The following is a 25,425-nucleotide window of genomic DNA, read 5'->3' on the forward strand; positions in this document are numbered from 1 at the left end:
GGGCGACCTGAGGGTTCGGTGTCATGCGCCTGTCGGTTCGCTCTCGTGACCGGAGGCGTAACTCGCGTGATTAAAGGCGTAACTCGCGTGATCGGAGGCGCAACACCCGAGTTACGCCTCCGATCACGCGAGTTACGCCTTCGAGCACGCGAGTTACGCCTTCGATCACGCGAGTTACGCCTTCGAGCACGCGAGTCACGGGGAGGGGTCAGCGCAGGCGGGTGATCAGCGTCCGCAGCCAGCTCTCCGCCATCGCCGGTTCCTTCCGCAGATGCCGCACGAGCAGGTCCCGCCCCGCCTTCGAGCGACCCGCCTCGACGATTTCCACCGCCTCGGCCAGCCCCCGCAACCGCGGTTCGGAATGCTCCGGCGCGCGGCCGTTCTCGTCCGACCAGCGCGGGCGCGGGAACGACGCCGTGAGCTTGGCCTGAGTGTTGCCGAAATAGAGCCAGACCGGCTCGGCGAGCGAGATGTTCCGGACGCCGTTCGCGGGCAGTTCGACCGGCCAGCCGAACTGCTGCTGCCAGCGAAAGGCCGACGGGCTTGTGTCCTCGCGGATGGTGATCCCGAGGAACCGGAGCCGTCCTCGGATGATGCTCCAGGCCTCGCGTTCGTCGTCGATCCAGCGCCGCAGGAATCCGTAGAGCTCGGTGAACGTCTGTCCTGTGTAGACGAGGTCGACGAACACCTTCGGCCGTCCGCGGGCCAGTTCGCGCGGGCTCAGCCCTGCCGAAGCGAGATAGCCGCGAAGAGTGTCCACATCGGACTCCGACAGCCCGGCGTGGATCCCTGCGAACGACAGCGGAAGCTGATGGATCCGTTCCCGCCAAGGGGTTCCGCTCAGCAGGTCGTACACGCTGTCCGCGGAGCGCCCGACGAAATACAGATCCGCGTCACCGGCGCGGGCGATCACCTTCGCGGCGCATTCGATCAGCTCTTCCAGAAACCACAGCGTCGGTTTTCCGGCGCGTTCCAGTAGCGTCCCGAGCTGGTCGGGGCGCACGAGATCCCAGCGGTACGGCCGATTCACGCCGTCCAGGATTCCCGTGCGCCCCGCACTTGTCGACGGGTTTTCAGGAGAGGAGGTTGTACACCGTCTGCTCGCCGACAGTGGTGGCGCCGAAGTTTTCGGCGACCCATTCGGAGATCTCGTTCGAGCCGCCGCCGGGGCCGCCGCCGCGGCCGCCTTCGACGTAGTAGGTGATTTCGCCGTTCGCCACGTACCGCTGGAATTCCGCCAGTGTCGGGGCGGGATCCCCGCCGCTCCAGCCGCCGATGCCGATCACCGGCTTCCCGCTCGCGAGTTCCAGGTTCGCCGCCGCTTGCGAACTCGTCGTCGCGGCGGCCCATTTCGTCGTGGTCGCCGCGAGCACCGCCCCGATCTCCGCGGACGAACCTTCCTCCATTCCCATGCCCGTTCCCCGTTCGCCGCCGGTCGACGGGCCGGAGATCGGGATGGAACCGGAGTGCGCCTGCGAAGCGGTCGCGACGCCGTACGCGGTGGTGCCCAGCCCGGCGGTCAGGACGGCGGCCGTCGCGACCACGGCGACGAGTTTGCGCGTCGGCGGGACACCCACCAGCACGACGGTCGCGGTCACCAGGCCGAGGCCGGCGATGATCCAGCGCAACGCGGGCAGCCAGTCCGCGTCGCGGTCCAAGAGGATGTACGCCCAGACGGCGCTGGCCGCGATCATCAGTGACAGGAACACCCGCGGCGTGAGATGCGCCCGGCCGCGCCACAACGAGGTGCCGGAGATCGCCACCACGGCGGCGATCGACGGCGCCAGCGCGACGGCGTAGTACGGGTGGACGATGCCGCTCATGAAGCTGAACACCAGCGCGGTGACGAGCATCCAGGCGCCCCACACGATCAGCGCGGCCCTCGTCCGGTCGGTCCCGGCCGCCCGGCGCGTGAACCACAACCCGGCGACCAGCCCGATCAGCGCCGCGGGCAGCAGCCACGACACCTCGCCGCCGAAGCTCGCGCCGAACATCCGGGTCAGGCCGCTCTCTCCGCCGAAGCCGACATTCCCGCCGCCCGAACCGACAGAGCCGCCGGGGCCGGCCATCACGCCGCCGCCCCTGCCGAAGATCCGGCCGAGCCCGTTGTAGCCCAAGGCCAGTTCGAGGAGGCTGTCGCCGTCCGAGCCGCCGATGTACGGCCGCGAATCGGTCGGCCACAGATCGACCAGCGCGACGAACCAGCCCGCCGACAGAACGGTCGCGCTCAAAGCTCCCAGCAAGTGGAGCAGCCGTTTGCCCAGCGACGTCGGTGCCGCGACCAGGTACGCGAGGCCGAACGCGGGCAGCACCAGGAACGCCTGCAGCATCTTGGTCAGGAAGCCGAACCCGATGGCGACCCCGGCCAGCGCCAGCCAGCGCGGGCTCGCCTTTTCGATCGCGCGGATCGTGCAGTACCCGCCGGCGATCAGCAGCAGCGTCAGGAACGCGTCGGGGTTGTTGAACCTGAACATGAGCGCGGCGACCGGCGTGACGGCGAACGCCGCCCCGGCGAACAGGCCGGCGACGGGGCCGGAGGTCCGCTTCACCGTCAGGTACAGCAAGCCGACCGAGGCGACTCCCATCAGCGCCTGCGGGGCCAGCACGGTGAAACTGGAGAAGCCGAAGAGCCGGGCGAACGCCGTCGTCACCCAGAGCGCCGCCGGCGGTTTGTCGACGGTGAGCACGTTTCCGGCGTCGAGCGAGCCGAACAGCCACGCCTTCCAGTCCTGCGTACCGGACTGCACCGCCGCGGCGTAGAACGAGTTGCCGTAGCCGGAGGCGGTCAGGTTCCAGAAATACAGCAGCGCGGTGGCGGCGAGCAGCCCGAAGACGGCGGGCCGGACCCACCGGCCGGGTGGTTTGGTCGCGTTTTCCCCGGCGCGGCCGGAGTCGACCCGGGAAGCGAGTGCGGTGGTCATAGGGGTCAGCTCTCCATCTCGGTGGCGGGGCGGCGGCGGAACACCCAGCCGCGCAGCAGCAGGAAGCGCAGGACGGTGGCGGCGAGGTTCGCGAGCACGAGCGCGGTGATCTCGAGCGGCAGGCCAGGTGCCGTCATCGTGTGCAGCAGCGCCAGCGCGCCACTGGTGAGCGCGAGCCCGAGGCCGAACACGATCAGCCCCTGGAACTGGTGCAGCCCGGCGCCTTCCCGGCCGCGGATGCCGAAGGTCAGGCGCCGGTTGAGCGCGGTGTTGCCGATCGCGGTCACCAGCAGCGCGACGAGGTTCGCCGCCTGCGCGCCGGTGAACGTCCGCAGCAGCAGGAACAGCACGAGGTAGGCGACGGTGCTGGCGACGCCGACGGCGGCGAACCGCACCAGCTGCCGCACCAGGCTCGGCGCCACTCCTGGTGCCTGTACTCGGATCGGCGCGCGGCCGAGTTGTTCGCGCAAGCCGCTGATCGGGATCCGACCGGTCAGCGTCGCCTTGGCGAGCCGCGCGATCCCTTTGAGATCGGCGGTCGCGGTGGCGATGATGTTCACCGACGAATCCGGGTCGTCCACCCAGTCGACCGGGACCTCGTGGATCCGCAGCCCGGCCTTCTGTGCCAGGACGAGCAGTTCGGTGTCGAAGAACCAGCCGGTGTCCTGGATGTGGGGGAGCAGCCGCTCGGCGACGTCGGCGCGGATGGCCTTGAAGCCGCATTGCGCGTCGCTGAACTTCGCCGCCAGCGTGCCGCGCAGGATCAGGTTGTAGCAGCGGGAAATGAACTCCCGCTTCGGTCCGCGCACCACCCGCGCGCCGCGGGCGAGCCTGCTGCCGATGGCGAGGTCGGAGTGACCGGACAGCAGCGGCGCGACGAGCGGTCCGAGCGCGGCCAGATCGGTCGAGAGGTCGACGTCCATGTACGCGAGCACTGGAGCGTCCGAAGTGGACCAGACCGAGCGCAGTGCGCGGCCGCGGCCCTTTTCGTCGAGGTGGCGGACTTCGACGTCGTCGAATTCGCGGCTCAGCCGTTCGGCGACCCGCAGGGTGCCGTCGGTGCTGGCGTTGTCGGCGACGGTGATCCGGAACGGGTACGGGAACTGCTCCACGAGGTGCGCGCGCAGCCGTCGGACGCACGGTTCGAGGTCGGTTTCCTCGTTGTAGACGGGGATGACGACGTCGAGCACGGGGGAGTCGTCCGGGGCGATTGCGGGGCGGCGCCCGGAGTCGGCGCCGGAGAGGATCGCGGTTGTCATGGTGTCAATCTCGGTCGTCGCGCTGAGGTCGCCTTGTGCCCGAGCTGTGCTGTCGCTGTGTCCTGTCACGGATTCACCGGCTCAGGTCGTAGACGGTGACACCGTCCACAGTGGTCGGTGGGTAGGTGTCCGCCACCCAGGCGGCGATCCGTTCGGCGGCGTCGCTGCCGGTCTCGCCGCGCATCATCATGCCTTCGCCGAGGAAGTAGTGGATCCGTCCATTTCGGACGTACTCCTGGAACTGCTCCAGGGTGGGAGCCGGGTCCGTGCCGTTGAAACCGCCGACGGCCATCACCGGGGCCCCGCTGCCGAGCTGATAGCCCGCCGCGTTGTTGGAGCCCACGGTCGCCGCCGCCCAAGTGTGGTTCGCGCTGTCCCGCCGGATCAGGGCGGCGAGCTCGTCTCCCGGCAGGCTCGTCCCGAGCAGCCCGCCGCCGCCCATCCGCGTACCCCGGCCCGTATCCGGCCCGGCGGAGGGAAGCGCGCCGGAATGCGGGGTGGCGGCCGTCGCGACGGTGTACGCGCCGGTGCCCGCGAGAACGGTGACCAGCGTGCCGGCCGCGAGCAGACGCCTCGCCCCGTCGGGTAGTCGTGAGGCGAAGAACACCAGGAACGCGCACAGGAGACCGGCCACGAGGATCGTGATCGACAGACCGGGAAGCCAGCCGGATCGCCGCGACAGCAGGAGATACGCCGTCAACGCGGTCAAGCCGACCGCCGCGCCCAAGGTGCCCGCGGCGGCCGGATTCCCTCGGGCGCGCCACAACCGGACGCCTGCGATCCCGATGAGCGCGGCGATGGCCGGGGCGAGCGCGATCGTGTAGTAGGCGTGGATGATCCCGCCCATGTAGCTGAACACCACGGCGGTCACCAGGAACCAACCGCCCCAGACGATCAGCGCCGCGCGTTCGCGATCGGTGCGCGGGGCACGGCGGGTGAACCACAGCCCGGCGGCCAGCGCGACGACGGCGGCCGGAAGCAGCCACGCGATCCCGCCCGCCATCTCGTTGCCGAACAACCGGTCCCAGCCCGTGCCGCCCCAGCCGCCGTTGGGGCTGCCGCCGACACTGCCGACCTCGTCGCCGGTGATGCGACCGAGGCCGTTGTAGCCGAAAGCCAGTTCCCACAAGCTGTTCTCCTGCGATCCGCCGATGTACGGCCGGTCGGCGGCGGGCCACAGCGCGACGACGGCGAGATACCAACCGGCCGAGAGGAGCGTCGCGGTCAAGGCGCCGAGCAGGTGCAGCAGACGGCGGCCCATCGACGTCGGCGCGGCGATCAGGTAGGCGAGCCCGAACGCGGGCAGCACCAGGAACGCCTGCAGCATCTTGGCGAGGAAGCCGAATCCCACGGCCGCCCCGGCCAAGGCCAGCCAGCGTGGGCTCGCGTTCTCCAGTGCGCGGACGACGCAGTAGGCGCCCGCGGTCAGGAGCAGGACGAGCAGCGCGTCGGGATTGTTGAAGCGGAACATCAGCGCGGCGGCCGGGGTGAGCGCGAGGACGGTGCCGGCGAGAAGACCCGCGGCCGGACCGGAAGTCCGCCGCACCGCGGCGAACAGGAACGCCACCGATCCGACGCCCATCAACGCCTGCGGGACCAGCACACTCCAGGAATCGACGCCGAACAAGCGAGCGGAAAGGCTCATCACCCACAACGCGGCCGGTGTCTTGTCGACCGTGATCGCGTTCGCGGCGTCGCTGGAACCGAAGAACAACGCCTTCCAGCTCAGCGACCCGGCCTGCGCGGCCGCTGAGTAGAAAGCGTTGGCCCAGCCGGATTCCCCGAGGTTCCAGAGATACAGGGCGGCGGTCGCGAGCAGCAGCGCGGCCACCGACGGCCGGACCCAGCGTGGATCGGCCGGTTCTTCCCGGGCGGTTCGATCGGCTTCGTCGCGGGAGGCGAGGAGGGTCATGGGCTCAGCGTCGGGGGCGGACCTGGGGTGTGGTTGTGCCGAAGCTGTGCACCCGCTGTGAGGATCCGATCACCGGGAGATGGACGGCGAACTCGGTGTGCCCAGGACGGCTGTGCACCTCGATCGAGCCGTGGTGGGCCACGACGATGGCCGACGCGATCGCCATCCCGAGCCCGGTCCCGCCCGCCGTCCGGGACCGGGAGGAGTCGCCGCGGGCGAACCGTTCGAACACGCTCGGCAGGAGTTCGGGAGCGATACCGGGACCGTCGTCGGTGACGGTGAGCACCGCGGCGCCGCTGTGCGAACGGGTCAGCGCGGTGACCACCGTGGTCCCCGGCGGGGTGTGCGTGCGAGCGTTGGACAGCAGGTTCGCCAGGACCTGGTGCAGGCGCTGGACGTCACCGCGGACGAGCACGGGAACCGGCGGCAGCCGCAGTTCCCAGCGGTGCTCCGGGCCCGCGACGTGCGCGTCGCCGACCGCGTCCGCCGCCAGCCGGGCCAGGTCGACCTCACTCGCTTCGAGCGGGCGTCCCGCGTCGAGTCTCGCCAGGAGCAAGAGATCCTCGACCAGGGTCGTCATCCGCGCGGCCTCGGACTGGATCCGGGCCATCGAGCGGGCGACCTCCGGCGGCGCCAGCGCGCTGCCGCGGCCCGCGAGTTCGGCGTAACCGCGGATCGCCGCGAGCGGGGTGCGAAGCTCGTGGCTCGCGTCGGCGACGAACCGGCGGACCCGGGTCTCGCTGGCTTGCCGGGCTTCCAGCGCTCGCGCGATATGCCCGAGCATGAGGTTCAGTGCCGAACCGACCTGGCCGACCTCGGTCCGCGGATCGGTGTCGATCTCGGGCACCCGCACGGAAAGCGCGACCTGGCCGCGGTCGAGCCGCATGGCCGACACCCGGCCCGCTGTCGCCGCGACCCGGTCGAGCGGCCGCAGCGTGCGCCGGACCGCGAACGCGCCGAGGAACCCGGCGCCGGTGACGCCCGCCGCCGCGACTCCGGACAGGATCCACCGGACGGTGGTCAGGGTGTCCTGCATCGGCCCGAGCGGAAGCCCGGTGACGACCACGCCGCCCGGGATCGAGACGGCTTGCACGCGGTAGTCGCCCAGCCCGCCGATCATCAGCGTCATCGGCGGCCGGTCCGCCGGGATCGAGAACAGCCCGGCCTCCTGCTCGGCCGACAATCCTTGGGGAAGTCCTTGCACGGTGAGGACTCCGGCGTAGAGCACGCGGTCGCCGGACACGCGCACGCTGAGTGTCCCGGAGGCCTGGCCGGGCGCGTTGAGCGGATTGGGGCCTGGACCGTCCTCCGGCGGCCGGCTCGCGAAGTCGTGGGCGCGGGCCGACGCGGCGGAGAGCTGGTCGTCGATCTGGCGGGTGAGGAACGAGCGCAACGCGATCTCACTGGCGACACCGATCACCAGGCAGACGAAGGTGAGCAGCAGCACCATCGAGGCGGTCAGCTTGGCGCGCAGGGAAAGCCGCCCGGGCCGGGTCCACCGGCGCGGGCCGGTGGTCGGGACCGGACCGGGTGCCATGACCCGAGCGTGCGCCGCGGTCGTATGCGCGCGTTGTGTCCCGCCTGTGAGCCCGCTGTGTGCCGCTATGCCGCACTCGCGTGCTCAGAGCCGTATCTCGCGTGATCAGAGACGTATCTCGCGTGCTTGGAGACGTATCTCGCGTGATCAGAGGCCGATCATCGAGTTACGGGTTCAAGCACGCGAGTTACGGGTTCAAGCACGCGAGTTACGTCTCCAAGCACGTGAGTTACGCGATGGCGGCCGGGGTCAGCGGTCGTAGTCCACGGCCAGTTCGGGGGAGGTGGCCACCGCCCGGCAGGTCAGGATCCGACCCGCCGCGACCTCCTCGTCCCCGAGCGCGTAGTGCACGTCCATCCGCGCGCTGCCCCGCACCACCGTCGCCCGGCAGGTGCCGCACGCCCCGCCGACGCACGCGTACGGCGCGTCGACACCGTGCCGGAGCGCGGCGCTGAGCACGGTTTCGCCCACCGTCGCGGGGATCTCGGCGGTCTTCCCGCCCGCGGTCACCGTCAGGGCCGGGCCCGGCCGCCGCGAGGGGCGGACCGGCAGCGCGCCCTGGAACAGTTCGAAGTGGACGTTCTCCTCGGGGACGTCCCGGTCCGCGAGGGTCCGGCGGGCCATGTCGACGAGGTCGCGCGGGCCGCACAGGAACCACTCGTCCACCTTCGCCGGGTGCAGCCGCGACTGCAGCAGCGCGCGGAGACGGGTGCCGTCCAGACGGCCGCGCTGATAGCGCTCGTGCGAGATGGCGAGCGCCTCGCCGACGATGTCGAACGGCCTCTCGAGCCGGTGCGTGCGCAGATCCGGGTCGCGTTCGTCGGTGCGGTAGTGCACCACGTGCAGCCGCCCGCCCAGCCGCGCGGCGAGGGCGCCGAGTTCGCCGGCGAACATCGTGCTGGCACCGGAGGTGTTGATGTAGAGCAGGGTCGCCTTGCTGTTCGGTTCGTCCCGCAGGGTCGCGGTCAGGATCGACAGGATCGGCGTGATCCCGCTGCCCGCGGCGAGCGCGACGTACCGGCCGGCGCGGCTCCGCGCCGGGGTCAGCGTGAACTCCCCGGCCGGGGGCAGGACGTCCAGTGCGTCGCCCGCTTCGAGTTCCGTGGTGGCGAACGTCGAGAACGCGCCGCCGAGCTGATGTTTGATCGCGATCCGCAGCTCGCCGGAATCCGGCGTCGAGCAGATCGAGTAGGCGCGCCGCACCTCTTCCCCGTCGACCTCCGCACGGATGACCAAGTGCTGTCCGGGGGTGAACCGGAAGGTCTCCCGCAGCCGTTCCGGGACGTCGAACGTCACGGTGACGGCGCCCTCGCACAGCGGCCGGACCTCGGCGACCCGCAGCGAGTGGAACCGGCTGGGCGGCCGGGGCTGGGGCGCCGGCGGTTCCTCGTCGAACGAATCGGTGAGCTGACGCCATTCGCGGTACTCCGACGACGTCAGCTCGCGTCCCCACGGGGTCGCGATCGGGACGTCCCTGGCGAGGTACGCGTCGCGGTTGTCCCGCCACGTGCGCAGGTACCGGTAGAACGGGATCGCGGGGTGGAGATGGTGCACCAGGTGGTAGTTCTGGCAGAGCATGATCGGCGTCATCAGCCATTCGAGCCCGACGCGGACGCGCGTGGCGCCGAACCGGTTCTGCCGCTGCGCGCCGAGGTCGTGATGCGGCAGCCAATCGAACCACCAGGCCAGCACGGCCAGCCCGACGCGCTGCGGGATCAGATAGACCATCAGCAGTTCCCAGCCGTGGCCGCTCACGGTCAGCCAGGCGAACGCGGCGAGGCTCAGCGTGACAGCGGCCGCGGTCTCGACCCGCTCCGACGGCGGCCGCGTGCGCTGCCGGGCCACGTAGAAACGGGCGTACCAGAAGTCGATGGTCAGCCAGCGCAGCGGCAGCTGCCACCAGGGGCCGTGCGCGGTCCAGGCGTCGGGATCGGTGTGGGCGTCCTCGTTGGTGTTGCGATGGTGCTCCAGGTGGATGTAGCGCACCAGGGGAAAGGAGCCGTAGACCGCCACGAACGGCATCGCGAGCCTGCCGAGCAGTTCGTTGACCCAGGTGAGCTGCCCGGCCGCGTGGTGCGTCGACTCGTGCAGCACGGTGAACATGGTGAAGGTGACGAGCGCGTGCAGGGGAATGGTCACCCAGAGCGGCGCGGCGTCGGTGACGACCAGCCAGGTGGCGCCCGTCCAGACCATGGCGCCGCCGACGAACAACAACACCGTCGGCACCGAGACCACCGGCAGCGGGAGCCGCGGGTTGGACACGCCGCGTCTCGGTCTTCTCTCGGGTGATTCCCCCGTGTCCTCGGACCGGGTTACGGCGACGGTCATCGATCGTTCCCCTCGGTCGATGCTACCGGGACAAGCTGTCACACCGTAGACAATTAGTATTGGTTTGTAAACTTCATCCGCTCGCCGAAGCGGCTCGCGGTAGCGCCCGATGGTGAAGCGTGGCATGCATCCGTGTCCAGGAATGGGCCGGTTCGTAACAGAGAAGAACCGAAAACTGGTCCGATCGGGTGGTCGGGGGCCTGATGGTCCGACGTGGTTCGAAACCTGTGACCGGCGGGCGAGGCGGGCTGATGCCCCCGGGGCCGGGCCGGGAAGGGACACGGCCCAGGCCGCGCCCTGCGGGGCTGTTCGCGGTCTTCGCGCCCAGGCGGTCCCTGGCGGCACGGGCGGATGCGGCCGAGTACGACCCGGTACGAGGCCGATCCGCCCGCGCCGCCAGGAACCACCTGGATCACGAACCCCGTCGAACAGACCCACAGGACACGGCCTAGACTCGGACGGCCCGGTCTGCAAGGTGACCTGGGCACATCCGCCGTCGACGACATGCGGATGCTCAAACACATCGTTTACCGCTCGAGGAGAATACGTTGAAGAGCACCGTCGAGCAGCTCAGCCCGACGCGAGTCAAGATCAATGTCGAGGTGCCGTTCGACGAGCTCAAGCCGAACTTCGACCGCGCCTACCGCAAGATCGCCCAGCAGGTGCGCATCCCCGGCTTCCGTCCGGGCAAGGCGCCGGCTCGCGTGCTGGAAAGCCGGATCGGGCGGGCCCCGGTGCTCGACGAGGTCGTCAACGAGGTCATTCCGGCCAAGTACATGGAAGCCGTGCGCGCGGGCGAGGTCCGCACGCTGGGCCAGCCCGAGTTCGAGGTGACCAAGCTGGAGGACCGCGAGGTCCTCGAGTTCACCGCCGAAGTCGACATCCGCCCGGAGATCTCGCTGCCCGACCTCGAAGGCTTCTCGGTCAGCGTCGACGACGTCGAGCTGACCGACGCCGAGGTCGACGAGCAGCTCGACGAGCTGCGCGCCCGGTTCGGCACGCTCACCGGCGTCGACCGCCCGGCCGAGAACGGCGACTTCGTCTCGATCGACCTCGCGGCCACCGTCGACGGCCAGGAGGTCGAGGAGGCCTCGACCACCGGCCTGTCCTACGAGATCGGCTCCGGCCAGCTCGTCGACGGTATCGACGAGGCGATCATCGGCGCGAACGCGGGCGAGACCAAGACCTTCACCACGAAGCTGGTCGCCGGCGAGCACACCGGCAAGGACGCCGACGTCACCGTCACCGTGCAGACCATCAAGCAGCGCGAGCTGCCCGAGGCGGACGACGAGTTCGCCCAGATGGCGAGCGAGTTCGACACGATCGACGAGCTGAAGGCCGACCTTCGCGAGCGCCTCGGCCGCGTCAAGAAGATGCAGCAGGGCGTCCAGGCTCGTGACAAGGTCCTCGAGGAGCTCCTCGAGCGCACCGAGGTCGCGATCCCGGAGAAGGTCCTCGAAGCCGAGATCGAGAACCGCAAGCACGACGCGATCCACCCCTTCGACCACGACGAGGCGCAGTTCGCGAAGGCGCTGGAGGCCGAAGGCCGCACGATCGAGGAGTTCGACACCGAGGTCCGCGAGGAGTCGGAGAAGGCGGTCCGCACGCAGCTGCTGCTGGACAGCATCGCCGACGCCGAGCAGACGTCGGTCAACGACGGCGAGCTCACCGAACGGATCATCTACCAGGCGCAGCGCTTCGGCGTCAGCCCGGACGAGTACGTCCAGCGGGCGCAGCAGTCCGGTCAGCTGACCGCGATCTACGCCGACGTCCGTCGCGGCAAGGCGCTGGCCTCGGTGGTCCGCAAGACCACCGTGACCGACGCCTCCGGTGCCACGGTCGACCTCGAAGAGCTCTTCGGCCCCGCAGCCGAGGAGACGCAGGTCACCGAGGAACCCGCGAAGACTGCGGCCGAGTAGGGAATACCGGTCCTTCTCGAAACGGACCGTAAAGCTGTAAGCGAACTTGGGCGGTGTCAGGCATTCTGCACCGCCCAAGTTCGTTAGGGTCGGTTGCAAGATCCTCAGCACCTGGACACAGCATCTGGACATACAGCGGCGGCCGAGGCACGGCTGGCCGCCGTCGGCGAAAAGGCAGGCAGACGTGACGCAGCACATGCCCGAGGCGCGGACCGGAACCGCGGGGCTCAACCTCACCGACTCGGTCTTCGAGCGGTTGCTCCAGGAGCGCATCGTCGTCCTCGGCTCCGAGGTCAACGACGAGGTCGCGAACCGGATCACCGCCCAGTTGTTGCTGCTCGACGCAGACGACTCCGAGTCGGACATCCGCTTCTACATCAACTCGCCCGGTGGCTCGGTCACCGCGGGTTTCGCCATCTACGACACCATGCAGCTGATCCGCCCGGACGTCGCGACCTACGCGATGGGCCTGGCCGCGTCGATGGGGCAGTTCCTGCTCTCCTCCGGCACGCCCGGCAAGCGGTACGCGCTGCAGCACGCGCGCATCCTCATGCACCAGCCCTCGGCGGGGGTCGGCGGCACGGCCTCCGACATCGCCATCCAGGCCGAGGTGTTCGGCAAGTGGAAGCAGGAGCTGGCCCGGATCACCGCCGAGCAGACCGGCCAGACGGTCGAGCAGATCGTCAAGGACGGCGACCGCGACCGCTGGTTCACCGCGCAGGAGGCGAAGGACTACGGCTTCGTGGACCAGGTCCTCACTCGTGAGAACCCGCTTCCCAACAGCTGATCCGCGCCCGGCACACAGGAGAATTCAATGAGCAACTTCCAGCTTCCGAACGGGTCGCAGGCGCCCGGGATGCAGTCGCGGCTCCAGCTGCCGCAGTCGCGGTACGTCCTGCCCTCGTACGTCGAGCGCACGAGCTACGGCATCAAGGAATCGAACCCGTACAACAAGCTGTACGAAGAGCGCCAGATCATGCTCGGCGTGCAGATCGACGACGCGTCGGCGAACGACGTCATGGTCCAGCTGCTCCACCTCGAGCACGAGGACCCGGACCGCGACATCATGATCCTGATCAACTCGCCCGGTGGTTCGTTCACCGCGCTGATGGCGATCTACGACACGATGCAGTACGTCCGCCCCGACATTGTCACGATGTGCATCGGCCAGGCCGCTTCGGCCGCCGCGGTGCTGCTGGCCGCCGGTACCCCCGGCAAGCGGTTCACCCTGCCGAACTCGCGCGTGCTGATCCACCAGCCCGCCACCGAGGGCACCTACGGGCAGGTCTCGGACCTGGAGATCCAGGCCAACGAGATCCAGCGGGTGCGGCGCCAGATGGAGGTCATCCTGGCGAAGCACACGAACAAGGACGCCGACGAGGTCAAGAAGGACATCGAGCGCGACAAGATCCTGACGGCCGACGAGGCCAAGGCGTACGGGATCGTCGACGAGGTGCTCGAGTACCGCAAGGCTTCGAGCAGCTGATCGTGGGAGGGGACCGGTGCGTGTCGGGAGACGACACGCACCGGATCCCTGGTCTATGGTCAGCTTCTGGCGTGCTCAGATGTGACGTTGGTTCTCCCGCCGACGGCATCGGGCGGGTACCGTCAGTGGCAGTGTGTGAGGCTCCGAGAGGTCATCCGTGACCGGGGCGGCAAGACAGTCAGGCGCGTATCGCGCCGGAGGGGACGAGGTCAACGGCCATGGCACGGATCGGTGACGGCGGCGACCTGCTGAAATGTTCTTTCTGCGGCAAGAGCCAGAAGCAGGTGAAGAAGCTCATTGCCGGCCCCGGGGTCTACATCTGCGATGAGTGCATCGATCTCTGCAACGAGATCATCGAAGAGGAACTGGCCGAGGCCGGTGAGGTCAAGCTCGACGAGCTGCCCAAACCCGCCGAGATCCACGAGTTCCTCGAGCAGTACATCATCGGCCAGGACGACGCGAAGCGATCGCTGGCCGTGGCGGTGTACAACCACTACAAGCGTGTGCAGTCCGACGACAAGTCCGGGCCGAAGGATTCCAAGGACGAGACCGTCGAGCTGGCGAAGTCCAACATCCTGATGCTCGGGCCGACGGGCTGCGGCAAGACCTACCTCGCCCAGACCCTGGCGAAGATGCTGAACGTCCCGTTCGCGATCGCGGACGCCACGGCGCTCACCGAAGCCGGGTATGTCGGCGAGGATGTCGAGAACATCCTGCTCAAGCTGATCCAGGCGGCGGACTACGACGTCAAGCGCGCCGAGACGGGCATCATCTACATCGACGAGGTCGACAAGATCGCCCGCAAGTCGGAGAACCCGTCGATCACCCGCGACGTGTCCGGCGAGGGCGTGCAGCAGGCGCTGCTGAAGATCCTCGAGGGCACCACCGCCTCGGTGCCGCCGCAGGGCGGCCGCAAGCACCCGCACCAGGAGTTCATCCAGATCGACACGACGAACGTGCTGTTCATCGTGGCCGGCGCGTTCGCCGGGCTGGAGAAGATCATCAACGAGCGGGTCGGCAAGCGCGGCCTCGGTTTCGGCGCGGAGATCCGCACCAAGGCCGAGATCGACGAGAGCGACATCTTCTCCGACACCATGCCGGAGGACCTGATCAAGTTCGGGTTGATCCCGGAGTTCATCGGCCGCCTCCCGGTCGTCGCGACGGTGACCCATCTCGACAAGGACTCGCTGGTCAGCATCCTGACCACGCCGCGCAACGCGCTGGTGAAGCAGTACAAGAAGCTCTTCGAGATGGACAACGTCGAGCTGGAGTTCACCAAGACCGCGCTCGAGGCCATCGCCGACCAGGCCGTGCTCCGCGGCACCGGCGCCCGTGGCCTGCGCGCGATCATGGAAGAGGTCCTGCAGCCGGTCATGTACGACATCCCCAGCCGCGACGACGTCGCGAAGGTCGTCATCACCGAGCAGACCGTCCGCGAGAACGTGAACCCGACGATCGTGGCACGTCAGCCGTCGCGTCGTCGCAGCAGCGAGCGCGGCGAGAAGTCCGCCTAGAGAAACACACTTTCGCAGCCGACGCCCCGGCCGGATCCTTTCCGGCCGGGGCGTCGGTTTTCTCCGGCCCGGTCCGGCCGGTGACCGGACCGGGATAGGATGCGAGGGTGCCGCTGACTCCCACGAAGGACGAGAACGAGGCTCCCGAGCTGGCAGCCGCGAGTCCACGCGAGGTCAGGGGACTCGTCGAACTCACCGAACGCATCGTCGTCGGGGCCTACCGCGGGCATCCGTGGATCCCGCGCGCGCTGACGATCGCGCTGGGCGTGCTGGTGGCGACCTGCCTGGTGGCCGGGGTCGTCCGGTTGTCGCCGCTGCCGCTGATCCCGCTGCCGTTCTTCGCCGGTTCGGCGTACGCGCTCATCCGCGTCAAGGTGGCGCGAAACGCGGAGGCGAACCAGGCGCTCGTCGTCTGGACCGGGCTGTTCACCGGTGCGACGCTCGCCGGATTCTGGTTGATCTCGATGGCGGGCCGCTGGCTCGGCTGATCGGCCCGGCACACTTTTCCGATTTCCCTCCGTTAGCAGGGTTTCAGAATCTCCTGGACGGGGTAAGACGAGTCCGTGACAGTCACCGCGGGTCCCTTCTCGCATGTGGGCCTGCTCTACTCCGGTGACGCGGAGTACCTGGACGGTACGATTCCGTACATCCTGGAGGGGTTGAAGCACGACGAGCCGGTGGCGGTGGCCGTGCCGAGCCGGAACCTGGCCCTGATCGAAGCGGCCTTGGGAGAGTCCGCCGCCGATGTCGAGCTCATCGACATGAGCGAAGCGGGCCGGAATCCGGGCCGCATCCTCCCGGGTGTGCTGCTCGCGTTCGCGGACAACCGGCCGGGGCCGGTCCGGATCATCGGAGAGCCGATCTGGGCGGGCCGGACGGCCGTCGAGTACCCGGCGTGCGCGCAGCACGAGGCGCTGATCAACTTCGCGTTCGGCGATCGCGACCTCGGCATCCTGTGCCCGTACGACCGGACCAGGCTCGACGACGACGTCCTCGCCGACGCGGAGCGGACCCATCCGACCCTTTCGGGTGCCGACGGGGCTCGCCCGAGCCAGGGCTACGCGCCCGACGCCGTCGTCGAGAAGTACAACCTGCCGTTGCCCGAGCCGCGGTCGGCCGACGCGTTCCGCTTCGACCTCGGCAGGCTCGCCGCGGTGCGCCGGTTCGCGCAGGCCCGGGCCGAGGAGAGCGGCCTCGCCCGGGAACGGGTGGAGGATCTCGTGCTCGCCGTGGCGGAACTGTCCGCCAACAGCGTGCTGCACGGATCGGGGCACGGTGTCGTGCGGGTCTGGCGGGACGAGGGCCACGTGCTGTGCGAGGTCGTCGACGAAGGCACCTTGAGCGATCCGCTGGCCGGCCGCCGTCCCGCTTCGCCGGGGCAGCTCGGCGGCCGGGGCCTGGTGCTGGTGAACCAGGTCGCCGACCTGGTCCGCCAGTACCGCAGACCGGGTTCGACCGTGACCAGGATCTACTTCCGCGTCTGAATTCAGGCGTGCTTCGGGACGTGCTTGCCGAGGAACGCGATCAGGCTCGGCACGACCGTGCGGTTGAAGCTGTCGCCGTGCTTGCCGCGCGCGGTGTGCGCGACCGTGGGCCGCGCTTCGGAGATGAACTTCCGGACCCCGCCGATGAACGGGTCTTCGGTCCCGCACCAGATCCCGGTCGGCACGCTCTTGGTGACACCGATATGGCGCAACGGATCCAGCGAGCCCCAGTCGGCGGCGTCGCGGAACGCGCGCCGCTTGCTCATCTCGGCCCACGACGTGATCAGCGCGGGCGCGAGCGCCGCGACCGCGGCGGGCGGACGGCGCCGTTCCAGGCGGCGCCGGGTGTACAGCAGCGCGCCGAAGCCGCCCATCGAAAGCCCGGTGGCGGCGAACGGCTGCCCGTCCCGGCCGCCGAGGCCGCGTGCGGCCAGCCAGCGGGGGACCTCTTCGAGCAGCATCGCCATCGGGTTGTCGCCGGGCTGGTTCTCGTGCCAGTAGTGGTCGCCGCCGTCGACGGCGACGAACCCGAACGGGGGCACCGCCTTGCGGGCGACGTCGCTGCCGAGCTGCTTGAGCAGCCCGGTCGGGGCCGCGTGACGCGCGGTGCCGTGGAGACCGTGCAGCATCAGCGACATCGGCAGGCCCTTGGGCGGGGCCTTGGTCGGCAGCATGAGCACCAGATCGACCTCGCGCCCGCGGGCTTCGGACCAGACGCGTTCGACGCGGGGCTTGCCCAGCTGAGTGGCCGGCGTCGGCGAAGCGACGCCGAGAGCCCGCTGGAGCGCGTCGCTGAACGGGAGGGCCCCGGTGGCCGTTCCGGCGGCGAGCCCGGCGACTCCGAGACCGGAGGCGCCGGCGATCAGCACGGAACGACGGCTCAGCCACCGGCGTGCGCCGTCCACCCCCGGCAGCGTCGTGTGCCCCTGGTCGTCCTCGTTCACCGATCCCCGTTTCCGCGTAGAGCTTCCACCAGGTCAGACGCGCGTTTCCGCTCGAAGGTTGCACGATTCACCGACCTGTGACCGGGGTATCGCCGGATCAGGTGCCGATGTTTCCCTCTTTCGCGCGCCAGGCCTCGATCGAGATCCGCGCGGACCGTGTCGCCGCCTCGTAAGTGTCGCCGAGACCGACGCCGAGGGCGGTGGCCAGGGGAATCAGGATGTGGTCCACACCATTCTCGCCGTCGCCGAAGTGCCCGGCGACCTCCAGGGTGATGTAGCCGTGCACGGCGCTCCAGAGCTGGGCGGCGACCTCGAATTCCGGCGTGGGCCGGAACCGGCCGGCGTCGATCACCCGCTTCGCGGCGCGGACGAGGTAGCCGAAGGCCTCGATGCCCTCTTCGCTGGCGTTCTGGCGGGTCTCCTCCTTGGTCATGTCGCCCAGCGCCGCCTTTTGCCCGCTGGGCTGGCTCTGGCCGAAGGTCACCGCGTAGAGCTGCGGGTTGTCCACCACGGTCCGCCGGTACGCCAGCGCCAGGGTGAGGATGTCGGCCACCGGGTCATCGGTCTCCTCGACTTCGCCCAGATTCGCCGACAGCCGCCGGAAACCTTCGCGGGCGACCTCGTTCACCAAGGCGCCCATCCCGCCGAAGTGGGTGTACACGGCCATGGTCGACGCACCGATCTCGGCCGCGAGCTTGCGGGCCTGGAGCGCTTCCGGGCCGCCGTCCGAGAGCAACCGGATCGCCGCTTCGATCAGCTTGGCCTTGACCTCGGCGGCGGAGGGTTTCGATGCCATGCTTGCCAGTATCCCATAACCCTGTTATAAATGACTGCATAACATCGTTATTCCAGCGGTAGGGGGCCAGTGATGGGCAACAAGTTCCTCGAGGGCAACTTCGCCCCGGTCAGCCGTGAGCACACGATCACCGAACTGAGCGTCACCGGGCACGTCCCGGAGTACCTGGACGGGCGTTATCTGCGGAACGGGCCGAATCCGCTGTCCGAAGTGGATCCGGCGACCTACCACTGGTTCATGGGCGACGGCATGGTGCACGGCGTCCGGCTGCGGGACGGCCGGGCCGAGTGGTACCGCAACCGCTGGGTGCGCAACCCGCGGCTGGCCGGGGAGCTCGGCGAGAGCTGGAGCGGCGGGGCGGCCGCGTCCCTGGGGGCCAACACGAACGTGATCGGCCACGCGGGCAAGACCCTCGCGCTGATCGAGGGCGGCGCCACCAGCTTCGAACTGACCGACGAGCTCGACACCGTCGGCGCCTGCGACTTCGACGGCACGCTTCCGGGCGGCTACACCGCCCATCCGAAACGCGATCCGGAGACCGGTGAGCTGCACGCCGTGTCGTACTTCTTCGGCTCGGGCAACAAGGTCCAGTACTCGGTGATCGACGCGCGGGGCCGGGCGCGCCGCACGGTCGACGTCGAGGTCACCGGCTCGCCGATGATGCACGACTTCTCCCTGACCGAGAAGCACGTCGTGTTCTACGACCTGCCGGTCGCCTTCGACAACGACCAGGCGGTCGCCGCGTCCGTGCCGTCGATCCTGCGCACGCCCGCGCGGCTGGTGATGTCGGCGCTGGTGGGCAAGGTGAAGGTGCCGGATCCCTTCGGGGCGAAGCTGCGTCAGCGGATCTCGGGCAACGCCGGCCTGCCGTACCGCTGGAACCCGAAGTACCCGGCGCGGATCGGGGTCATGCCGCGGGAAGGCGGCAACGGCGACGTCCGCTGGTTCGAGATCGAGCCGTGCTACGTCTTCCACCCCATGAACGCCTACGACGACGGCGACGACATCGTGCTCGACGTCGTCCGGCACCCGAAGATGTTCGACACCGAACTGCTCGGGCCCGCCGAGGGGCCGCCGACCCTGGACCGCTGGACCATCGACCTGAGTGCCGGCAAGGTCGTCGAGGAACGCCTCGACGACCAAGGGCAGGAGTTCCCGCGTGTCGACGAGCGGCTTGTGGGGCGGCGGCACCGCTTCGGCTATTCGGTGTCCACAAAGGATGGCTCGGCGTCCTCGGGGTCGCTGCTCAAGCACGACCTGTGGAACCGTTCGGTCGCTTCGCGGGAATTCGGCGCGGGCAGCCAGGTGGGGGAGTTCGTCTTCGTGCCGTCCTCTGTGGACGCTGGCGAGGACGAGGGCGTGCTGATGGGTTTCGTCTACGACGCCGCGACGCAGAAGAGCGACCTGACCATTTTGGACGCGGGGACCCTGGAGACCGTGGGCGCCGTGCACCTGCCGGACCGGGTGCCGAACGGCTTCCACGGCAACTGGGTGGGCACGGAGTAGGTCGTCACCGGACGCTCGCCGCCGCCATGTCGCGAAAGCCACTTTCAGGACATCCGATGTCCCGAAAGTGGCTTTCGCGACATGGCGGCGTTTCTGGCCGAGGAGATCTGCCCGAATCGCCACTGGCGACGCGAGTCCGATCGGTCGCTGCCTCTGACGGCGTTGCGAAAGCCACTTTCGCAACCTTCAACGTTGCGAAAGTGGCTTTCGCACCATGCCACGCTCAGCCGAGGCCGAGCACCCGCTGGTCCCCGCTGTAGAGGTTCATGCTGTCGCCGCGCAGGAAACCGATGAGGGTCATACCGTTCTCGTCGGCCAGTTCCGCGGCCAGCGACGACGGCGCGGAAACCGCCGCCAGCAGGCCGATCCCGGCCATGGCGGCCTTCTGCACCAGTTCGAACGAGGCACGCCCGGACACCAGCAGCCCGGCGTCCGCCGCGGGGATCCGGCCCTCCTGAAGCGCCCAGCCGAGCACCTTGTCGACGGCGTTGTGCCTGCCGACGTCCTCGCGGACGACGGCGAGGTTCCCATCGCCGTCGAACAGGGCGGCCGCGTGCAGGCCACCGGTGCTGGAGAACACCTTCTGGTGCGCGCGAAGCGTGTCCGGGAGCTTCGCCAGCACGTCGGTGCTCACCGTGAACTCGGACTTCTCCGGCGAAAACCGGCTTTTCAGCTTCACCGCGTCGAGCGCGGCCTTGCCGCAGACGCCGCACGAAGACGTGGTGTAGAAGTTCCGCTCGACACCGGTCTCCGGCGGGGCGACCCCTTCAGCCAGTGCGATGTCCAGGACGTTGTAGGTGTTGCGGCCCTGGTCGTCGACGCCGTCGCAGTACCGCGCGACCGCGACGTCCTCACGCGAGGCGAGCACGCCTTCGGACAACAGGAACCCGTGTGCGAGCTCGACGTCGTTGCCGGGTGTCCGCATGGTGACCGCGAGTGCCTTGCCGCCGACGCGGATCTCCAGCGGTTCTTCGGCCGCGAGCGCGTCGGGCCGCCGCACGTCCTTGGTCGCGGAGATCTTCCGCACCGGACGTCGCACCGTCACCCTGCCCACTTGTCCACCCTTCTGACCGGTTTGTTCGACACTCGGATACTGCAACGTCGGGAATTAAGTAATACATTCCCAGTGCACATCCCCAGAGTACGGAGGCGCCGGATGGCTGTCGGCTTCCTGGACCGTTCCCGCATCGTCGCATCACCGGGCTGGAGCCGCTGGCTGGTGCCTCCCGCCGCGCTGGCCGTCCACCTGTCGATCGGGCAGGCGTACGCGTGGAGCGTCTTCAAACCGCCGCTGGAGAAGACCCTCGGGCTCAGCGGCACGGAGAGCGCGCTGCCGTTCCAGCTCGGCATCGTGATGCTCGGGCTGTCGGCGGCGTTCGGCGGGACACTGGTCGAGCGCAACGGCCCGCGCTGGGCGATGTTCGTCTCGATGGTCTGTTTCAGCTCGGGCTTCCTGCTCTCCGCGCTGGGCGTGGCGACGTCGCAGTACTGGCTCGTCGTCCTCGGCTGGGGCGGGATCGGCGGCATCGGGCTCGGCATCGGCTACATCTCGCCGGTGTCGACGCTGATCAAATGGTTCCCGGACCGGCCGGGGATGGCCACCGGCATCGCGATCATGGGCTTCGGCGGCGGCGCGCTGATCGCCTCCCCGTGGTCTTCCCAGATGCTGGGCGCGGCGCCGTGGTCGATCGGGACCGTCGCGACGGCCTTCCTCGTGCACGGCCTGGTCTACGCGGTCTTCATGACCCTCGGCATCCTGCTGGTGCGGGTGCCCGCCGACGACTGGAAGCCGAAGGGCTGGGAACCGAAGACCGATCACGGCAACGCGATGATCACCACCGCGAACGTGTCGGCGCGCAACGCCATCAGGACGCCGCAGTTCTGGCTCCTCTGGGTGGTCCTGTGCTTCAACGTGACCGCGGGGATCGGCATCCTGGAGAAGGCCTCGCCGATGATCGCGGACTTCTTCCGCGAGACCTCCACACCGGTCGGCACCGCCGCCGCGGCCGGGTTCGTCGCGTTGCTCTCGCTGACCAACATGCTCGGCCGGTTCGTCTGGTCGTCCACTTCGGACCTGGTGGGGCGCAAGAACATCTACCGGCTCTACCTCGGCGTCGGCGCCCTGCTGTACCTGGTGATCGCGCTGACCACCAACGCCTCGAAGCTCGTGTTCGTCCTGTGCGCGATGCTGATCCTGTCGTTCTACGGCGGCGGCTTCGCGACCGTTCCCGCGTACCTGAAGGACCTCTTCGGCACCTATCAGGTGGGCGCCATCCACGGCAGGCTGCTGACCGCGTGGTCGATGGCCGGTGTGCTCGGGCCGCTCATCGTCAACGCCATCGCCGACAGCCAGAAGGCGGCGGGCAAGGTCGGCCCCGACCTCTACTCGACGTCGCTGTTCATCATGATCGGCCTGCTGGTGGTCGGTTTCGTCGCCAACGAACTGGTGCGCCCCGTCAACCCGAAGTACCACGAGCCGGCGTCGTCCGGCGAGCCCGCGAGGAGTGAAGCCCGATGACCGAACAGGCTCCCGAGCGCCGTCGTACCGGGCTGATGGTCTTCGCGTGGCTGTGGGTCGCGCTCCCGTTCGCCTACGGCGTGTACGAACTGTTCCGCAAGGTGGTCCAGCTCTTCGGTGGCTGAGTAAGGTCGGCTCGTGGGAGTTCTGGTCACCGGGGCGTCGCGCGGCATCGGCCGCGCGATCGCCCGCGCCTTCGCGGGAAAGGGCGACCGTGTCGCCGTCCACTACGCCTCGAAGCGGGAGGAAGCCGAGCGGACCCTCGGCGAGCTGCCCGGTTCCGGGCACGGCCTGATCCAAGGTGACCTTTCGGAACCCGAAGTGGCCCAACGGGTCGCCGACGAGGCCGAGGCACTGGTGGGCGGTGTGGACGTCCTCGTGAACAACGCCGCCTTCGCGCCCTCCGCGGGTGCGGCCCATCCCGTCGCCGAAGTGTCCTATGAGGACTGGCAGCGGGTCTGGCGGCGGATGCTCGACGTCAACGTGCTCGGCACCGCGAACGTGACCTACTGCGTGGCGCGGCACATGATCGAGCGCGGCGCGCCCGGCCGCGTGGTCAACATCGGTTCGCGGGGAGCCTTCAAGGGCGAGCCCGAGTTCCCGGCGTACGGCGCGAGCAAGGCCGCGGTGCACTCGCTGGGGCAGTCGCTCGCCGTCGCCCTCGCCCCGCACGGGATCGCGGTGACCTCGGTCGCGCCCGGCTTCACCGCCACCGACCGGGTCGCGGCGAAGGTCGAAGGCGCGAGCGGCGAGAGTCCGTTCGGCCGGGTCGGCACGCCGGAGGAGGTCGCGGCCGCGGTGCTCTACCTGGCTTCCGGCGAGGCCGCGTGGGCGTCCGGGGCGATCCTCGACCTGAACGGCGCGTCGCATCTGCGGATGTGAACTGGATCACTGATGCAGCGCTGACGGCTTTCCGCGCGTCTATGGAACGTGCACAAGCTGGGGAAGGTCCTGGTCGCCGCGCTCGCGGTGGCGGTGTTCGGCGGGACCGCGTACGGATACACGACGCTGGAGTCGCTCGACGGCATCACCCGCGAGGACGTGATCGACGCGCCGGATCCGGGAGAGCAGCCCGCCGACGGTTCGCTGGACATCCTGCTGGTCGGGCGCGACGCGCGGACCGACAACCAGGACCGGCCGCTCCCGCCCGAGATCCTGCGCGAGCTGCGGGCCGGGGCGAACGGCGACGACCTGACCGACACGCTCATCGTGCTCCGCATCCCCAACGGGCAGCAGTCGGTGAAGGCGTTCTCGATCCCGCGTGACTCGTGGGTCGCGCAGCCAGGCACGAAGGACAAGAGCAAGATCAACGAGATCTTCGGCCGGACCAAGTTCGCCTCGGCGAGCGAGCAGCGCGCGGCGGGCAAGACCGACAAGGCCGAGATCAACAAACAGGCGATCACCGCGGCGCGCAAGGCGACCTTGAAGGCCGTCGAGGAGCTCAGCGGCGTCAAGATCGACCACTTCGCCGAGGTCAACCTGCTGAGCTTCTACGAGATCAGTAAGGCCGTCGGCGGCGTCGAGGTCTGCCTGAAGAAGGCCACCAAGGACCGCGATTCCGGCGCGGACTTCCCCGCCGGGCGCCAGACGATCGCGGGCGCCGACGCGCTCGCTTTCGTCCGTCAGCGCAAGAACCTTCCCCGCAGCGACCTCGATCGCGTCCGCCGCCAGCAGGTGTTCCTCGCGGGGCTGGCGAAGCAGGTGCTCTCCGGCGGCACCCTCGCCAACCCGGCGCGCGTGTCCGACCTGATCGACGCGGTGAAGCGTTCGGTGGTGCTCGACGGTTCGTGGGACCTGCTCGACTTCGTGCGGCAGATGCGCGGGGTGTCCGGCGGCGGGATCGCGTTCGAGACGATCCCGGTGGTGAACCCCGACTACCGCTACGACCCCCGGCATCCGACCTGGACCGCCGTGCAGGTGGATCCCGCCCAGGTGCGCGCGTTCGCCGCCTCCCTGATCGGGGTCCAGCCCACGACCCCGCAGGCGCCCGCCGGGCCCAAGGTCGACGTCGTCAACGCGAGCGGCAAGGACGGTCTCGCCGCCCGCGTCTCGGATCTCTTGGCGGAGAAGGGATACGGCAAAGGCGACACGAAGGCCGAGACCGGGCGGCGGACGTCGGTCGTCCGGTACAGCGACGCGGCCGGGCCCGCCGCGGAGATCGCGAAACTGCTCGGCGGACTGGATCTCCAGAAGGCCGAGTCGATCGCGGCGGGCCAGGTCGAGGTCGTGCTCGGCCAGGTCTACAAAGGACCGGGCGTCTCCGCGGGCGGGGGCGCGGCCGCCGCGCTCGCGGAACCGCCGATCACGGCCGAAGGCGCCGACTGCATCGACTGACCCGCGTCACTCCCGTGGCGGGATCTTGCCGTTCTTGGCGACCGGGAGGCCGAGCTGAACCGGCTCGGTGATGACGGCCGTCTCGCTGGGAAGGTGGGCCAGCACCGGGTTCAGGTGGGTCAGCTTCAGCGTGACCGGACCGACGACGCTCGGCGAAGTGCTGACGTCCGCCTTCGCCAGATCCAGCCACTGGACGGTGCCGAGCACCTCCGGCGGGATCTCGTCACCGCGTTTCGCCACCGGGACGCACACTTGCCGGGCGTTGCCGGCCTTCACGTCCACCTTCGGCCGGTCGGCCAGCACCGGGTTGAGATGGCCCAGCGTCAGCGGGAACGGGATGGTCGGAATGCCGAGGACGCGCAGGGCGTAGCACTCGAGGTCGATATGCCGCACGAACGACAGGATCTCCGGCGGCGGCAGCTTCCCGTTCTTCGCGACCGGGACGCACAACTGCTCCGGAGACAACATGGTCACGTGCGAATCCTGGATGCCGAGCTTCTGCACGACGGGGTTCAGATGGCTCAGCGTCAGCGGGAAGTCCACCGCGCGGCCCTCGATCCGGTAACACGACAGATCCACCCAGCGGACGAAGTCGAGGATGCCCGGCGGCGGGATCACGCCGTTCTTCGCGACCGGCACACAGAGCTGCCGGCGTTCACCGAGCTTGACCGTCTCCACCGGCAAATTGCCGAGCACGGGGTTGAGGTGCTTGAGGGTGAGCTCCACCGGCGGTGGTTTGTAGCCTTCGGTCCGGTAGCAGGACAGGTCGAGCTGGGAGACGAACGGCAGCGGCGGCGGTGCGCCCGGAGCGGCGGTGGCCGCGCCGGGCAGCACCGCGACGAGCAAGAGCGAGGCCAGGGCGGCGAAGCAACGCAGAGTCGATCTTCGTGACATGGCAAGGCCTTTCCGCGAAGTGGGTCGGTCACTTCACGGTGGACCCCGGCCGAGCCCGCCCGACACCGCCGAC

Annotated in this window: 21 protein-coding genes; 11 read left to right on the forward strand and 10 right to left on the reverse strand. The window is 69.3% G+C overall.

Going from position 1 to position 25,425, the window contains the following annotated elements; genetic code table 11:
* Positions 1–208: 208 nt before the first annotated feature.
* From ACOCEP_RS20870 to ACOCEP_RS20895, 6 genes are all read right to left on the reverse strand, one after another.
* Positions 209–1,030, reverse strand: coding sequence for a hypothetical protein (locus ACOCEP_RS20870; RefSeq protein WP_482339443.1), 822 nt, complete (start codon positions 1,028–1,030; stop codon positions 209–211).
* Between the two features lie 43 nt (positions 1,031–1,073).
* Positions 1,074–2,921: a glycosyltransferase family 39 protein gene (locus tag ACOCEP_RS20875; RefSeq protein WP_482339445.1), complete on the reverse strand. Its 1,848-nt coding sequence runs from the start codon at positions 2,919–2,921 to the stop codon at positions 1,074–1,076.
* A 5-nt stretch (positions 2,922–2,926) separates the two neighbouring features.
* Positions 2,927–4,180 (reverse strand): bifunctional glycosyltransferase family 2/GtrA family protein, encoded by a 1,254-nt coding sequence (locus ACOCEP_RS20880; protein WP_482339447.1) that lies wholly within the window; start codon positions 4,178–4,180, stop codon positions 2,927–2,929.
* Positions 4,181–4,253: 73 nt separating this feature from the next.
* Entirely contained in the window at positions 4,254–6,092 is a 1,839-nt protein-coding gene (locus ACOCEP_RS20885) for a glycosyltransferase family 39 protein (protein WP_482339448.1), read from the reverse strand.
* Between the two features lie 4 nt (positions 6,093–6,096).
* The gene (locus ACOCEP_RS20890; RefSeq protein WP_482339450.1) at positions 6,097–7,629 is read right to left on the reverse strand and encodes a sensor histidine kinase; all 1,533 of its coding nucleotides are present in this window, start codon (positions 7,627–7,629) and stop codon (positions 6,097–6,099) included.
* A 249-nt stretch (positions 7,630–7,878) separates the two neighbouring features.
* The gene (locus ACOCEP_RS20895) at positions 7,879–9,891 is read right to left on the reverse strand and encodes a fatty acid desaturase (RefSeq protein WP_482339778.1); all 2,013 of its coding nucleotides are present in this window, start codon (positions 9,889–9,891) and stop codon (positions 7,879–7,881) included.
* Positions 9,892–10,505: 614 nt separating this feature from the next.
* Between ACOCEP_RS20895 and tig the strand changes: the two genes are divergently transcribed.
* The 6 genes from tig to ACOCEP_RS20925 all read left to right on the forward strand — a co-directional run bounded on the left by tig (position 10,506) and on the right by ACOCEP_RS20925 (position 16,360).
* On the forward strand, positions 10,506–11,876 hold the full coding sequence (tig, locus tag ACOCEP_RS20900) for a trigger factor (RefSeq protein ID WP_125676316.1): 1,371 nt from the start codon (positions 10,506–10,508) through the stop codon (positions 11,874–11,876).
* A 184-nt stretch (positions 11,877–12,060) separates the two neighbouring features.
* A complete protein-coding gene (locus ACOCEP_RS20905) occupies positions 12,061–12,663 on the forward strand; it encodes a ClpP family protease (RefSeq protein WP_007034748.1) in 603 nt (200 codons plus the stop codon).
* A 27-nt stretch (positions 12,664–12,690) separates the two neighbouring features.
* Positions 12,691–13,362, forward strand: coding sequence for an ATP-dependent Clp protease proteolytic subunit (locus ACOCEP_RS20910; protein ID WP_005158392.1), 672 nt, complete (start codon positions 12,691–12,693; stop codon positions 13,360–13,362).
* 218 nt (positions 13,363–13,580) lie between these two features.
* Positions 13,581–14,876, forward strand: coding sequence for an ATP-dependent Clp protease ATP-binding subunit ClpX (clpX, locus tag ACOCEP_RS20915; protein WP_034313997.1), 1,296 nt, complete (start codon positions 13,581–13,583; stop codon positions 14,874–14,876).
* Between the two features lie 107 nt (positions 14,877–14,983).
* The gene (locus ACOCEP_RS20920; protein ID WP_482339453.1) at positions 14,984–15,364 is read left to right on the forward strand and encodes a hypothetical protein; all 381 of its coding nucleotides are present in this window, start codon (positions 14,984–14,986) and stop codon (positions 15,362–15,364) included.
* A gap of 75 nt (positions 15,365–15,439) precedes the next feature.
* Positions 15,440–16,360 (forward strand): anti-sigma factor RsbA family regulatory protein, encoded by a 921-nt coding sequence (locus ACOCEP_RS20925; RefSeq protein ID WP_482339455.1) that lies wholly within the window; start codon positions 15,440–15,442, stop codon positions 16,358–16,360.
* Positions 16,361–16,362: 2 nt separating this feature from the next.
* On the opposite strand, the gene ACOCEP_RS20930 is transcribed toward ACOCEP_RS20925, so the two are convergent.
* On the reverse strand, positions 16,363–17,304 hold the full coding sequence (locus ACOCEP_RS20930; protein ID WP_482339457.1) for an alpha/beta hydrolase-fold protein: 942 nt from the start codon (positions 17,302–17,304) through the stop codon (positions 16,363–16,365).
* 97 nt (positions 17,305–17,401) lie between these two features.
* Complete coding sequence (locus ACOCEP_RS20935) at positions 17,402–18,100, reverse strand: TetR/AcrR family transcriptional regulator (RefSeq protein WP_482339459.1); 699 nt, start codon at positions 18,098–18,100, stop codon at positions 17,402–17,404.
* A 72-nt stretch (positions 18,101–18,172) separates the two neighbouring features.
* Here ACOCEP_RS20935 and ACOCEP_RS20940 point away from each other — a divergent pair, with 72 nt between their 5' ends.
* A complete protein-coding gene (locus ACOCEP_RS20940; RefSeq protein ID WP_482339461.1) occupies positions 18,173–19,606 on the forward strand; it encodes a carotenoid oxygenase family protein in 1,434 nt (477 codons plus the stop codon).
* Positions 19,607–19,829: 223 nt separating this feature from the next.
* On the opposite strand, the gene fdhD is transcribed toward ACOCEP_RS20940, so the two are convergent.
* Positions 19,830–20,660: a formate dehydrogenase accessory sulfurtransferase FdhD gene (fdhD, locus tag ACOCEP_RS20945; RefSeq protein ID WP_482339463.1), complete on the reverse strand. Its 831-nt coding sequence runs from the start codon at positions 20,658–20,660 to the stop codon at positions 19,830–19,832.
* 102 nt (positions 20,661–20,762) lie between these two features.
* Between fdhD and ACOCEP_RS20950 the strand changes: the two genes are divergently transcribed.
* From ACOCEP_RS20950 to ACOCEP_RS20965, 4 genes are read left to right on the forward strand one after another with little or no spacing between them, the layout of a single operon-like run.
* On the forward strand, positions 20,763–22,124 hold the full coding sequence (locus ACOCEP_RS20950) for an L-lactate MFS transporter (RefSeq protein WP_482339465.1): 1,362 nt from the start codon (positions 20,763–20,765) through the stop codon (positions 22,122–22,124).
* Positions 22,121–22,249 carry an MFS transporter small subunit gene (locus tag ACOCEP_RS20955; RefSeq protein WP_255355414.1) on the forward strand — a complete coding sequence of 43 codons (129 nt, stop codon included), beginning with the start codon at positions 22,121–22,123 and terminating at the stop codon, positions 22,247–22,249. Before ACOCEP_RS20950 ends, ACOCEP_RS20955 begins: the two co-directional genes overlap by 4 nt.
* 13 nt (positions 22,250–22,262) lie before the next feature.
* Positions 22,263–23,006 (forward strand): SDR family NAD(P)-dependent oxidoreductase, encoded by a 744-nt coding sequence (locus ACOCEP_RS20960; RefSeq protein WP_482339467.1) that lies wholly within the window; start codon positions 22,263–22,265, stop codon positions 23,004–23,006.
* 48 nt (positions 23,007–23,054) lie between these two features.
* The gene (locus ACOCEP_RS20965) at positions 23,055–24,458 is read left to right on the forward strand and encodes an LCP family protein (protein WP_482339469.1); all 1,404 of its coding nucleotides are present in this window, start codon (positions 23,055–23,057) and stop codon (positions 24,456–24,458) included.
* 6 nt (positions 24,459–24,464) lie between these two features.
* On the opposite strand, the gene ACOCEP_RS20970 is transcribed toward ACOCEP_RS20965, so the two are convergent.
* Entirely contained in the window at positions 24,465–25,352 is an 888-nt protein-coding gene (locus ACOCEP_RS20970; protein WP_482339471.1) for a hypothetical protein, read from the reverse strand.
* Positions 25,353–25,425 lie beyond the last annotated feature (73 nt).

Source organism: Amycolatopsis sp. CA-211722 (genome assembly GCF_056828465.1).

Coding starts and splice junctions, on each gene's coding strand:
- ACOCEP_RS20875 (WP_482339445.1), bottom strand. CDS start 2,921: ATGACCACCGCACTCGCTTCCCGGGTCGACTCCGGCCGCGCCGGGGAA.
- ACOCEP_RS20880 (WP_482339447.1), bottom strand. CDS start 4,180: ATGACAACCGCGATCCTCTCCGGCGCCGACTCCGGGCGCCGCCCCGCA.
- ACOCEP_RS20885 (WP_482339448.1), bottom strand. CDS start 6,092: ATGACCCTCCTCGCCTCCCGCGACGAAGCCGATCGAACCGCCCGGGAA.
- ACOCEP_RS20890 (WP_482339450.1), bottom strand. CDS start 7,629: ATGGCACCCGGTCCGGTCCCGACCACCGGCCCGCGCCGGTGGACCCGG.
- ACOCEP_RS20910 (WP_005158392.1), top strand. CDS start 12,691: ATGAGCAACTTCCAGCTTCCGAACGGGTCGCAGGCGCCCGGGATGCAG.
- clpX (WP_034313997.1), top strand. CDS start 13,581: ATGGCACGGATCGGTGACGGCGGCGACCTGCTGAAATGTTCTTTCTGC.
- ACOCEP_RS20935 (WP_482339459.1), bottom strand. CDS start 18,100: ATGGCATCGAAACCCTCCGCCGCCGAGGTCAAGGCCAAGCTGATCGAA.
- ACOCEP_RS20940 (WP_482339461.1), top strand. CDS start 18,173: ATGGGCAACAAGTTCCTCGAGGGCAACTTCGCCCCGGTCAGCCGTGAG.
- ACOCEP_RS20950 (WP_482339465.1), top strand. CDS start 20,763: ATGGCTGTCGGCTTCCTGGACCGTTCCCGCATCGTCGCATCACCGGGC.
- ACOCEP_RS20955 (WP_255355414.1), top strand. CDS start 22,121: ATGACCGAACAGGCTCCCGAGCGCCGTCGTACCGGGCTGATGGTCTTC.
- ACOCEP_RS20970 (WP_482339471.1), bottom strand. CDS start 25,352: ATGTCACGAAGATCGACTCTGCGTTGCTTCGCCGCCCTGGCCTCGCTC.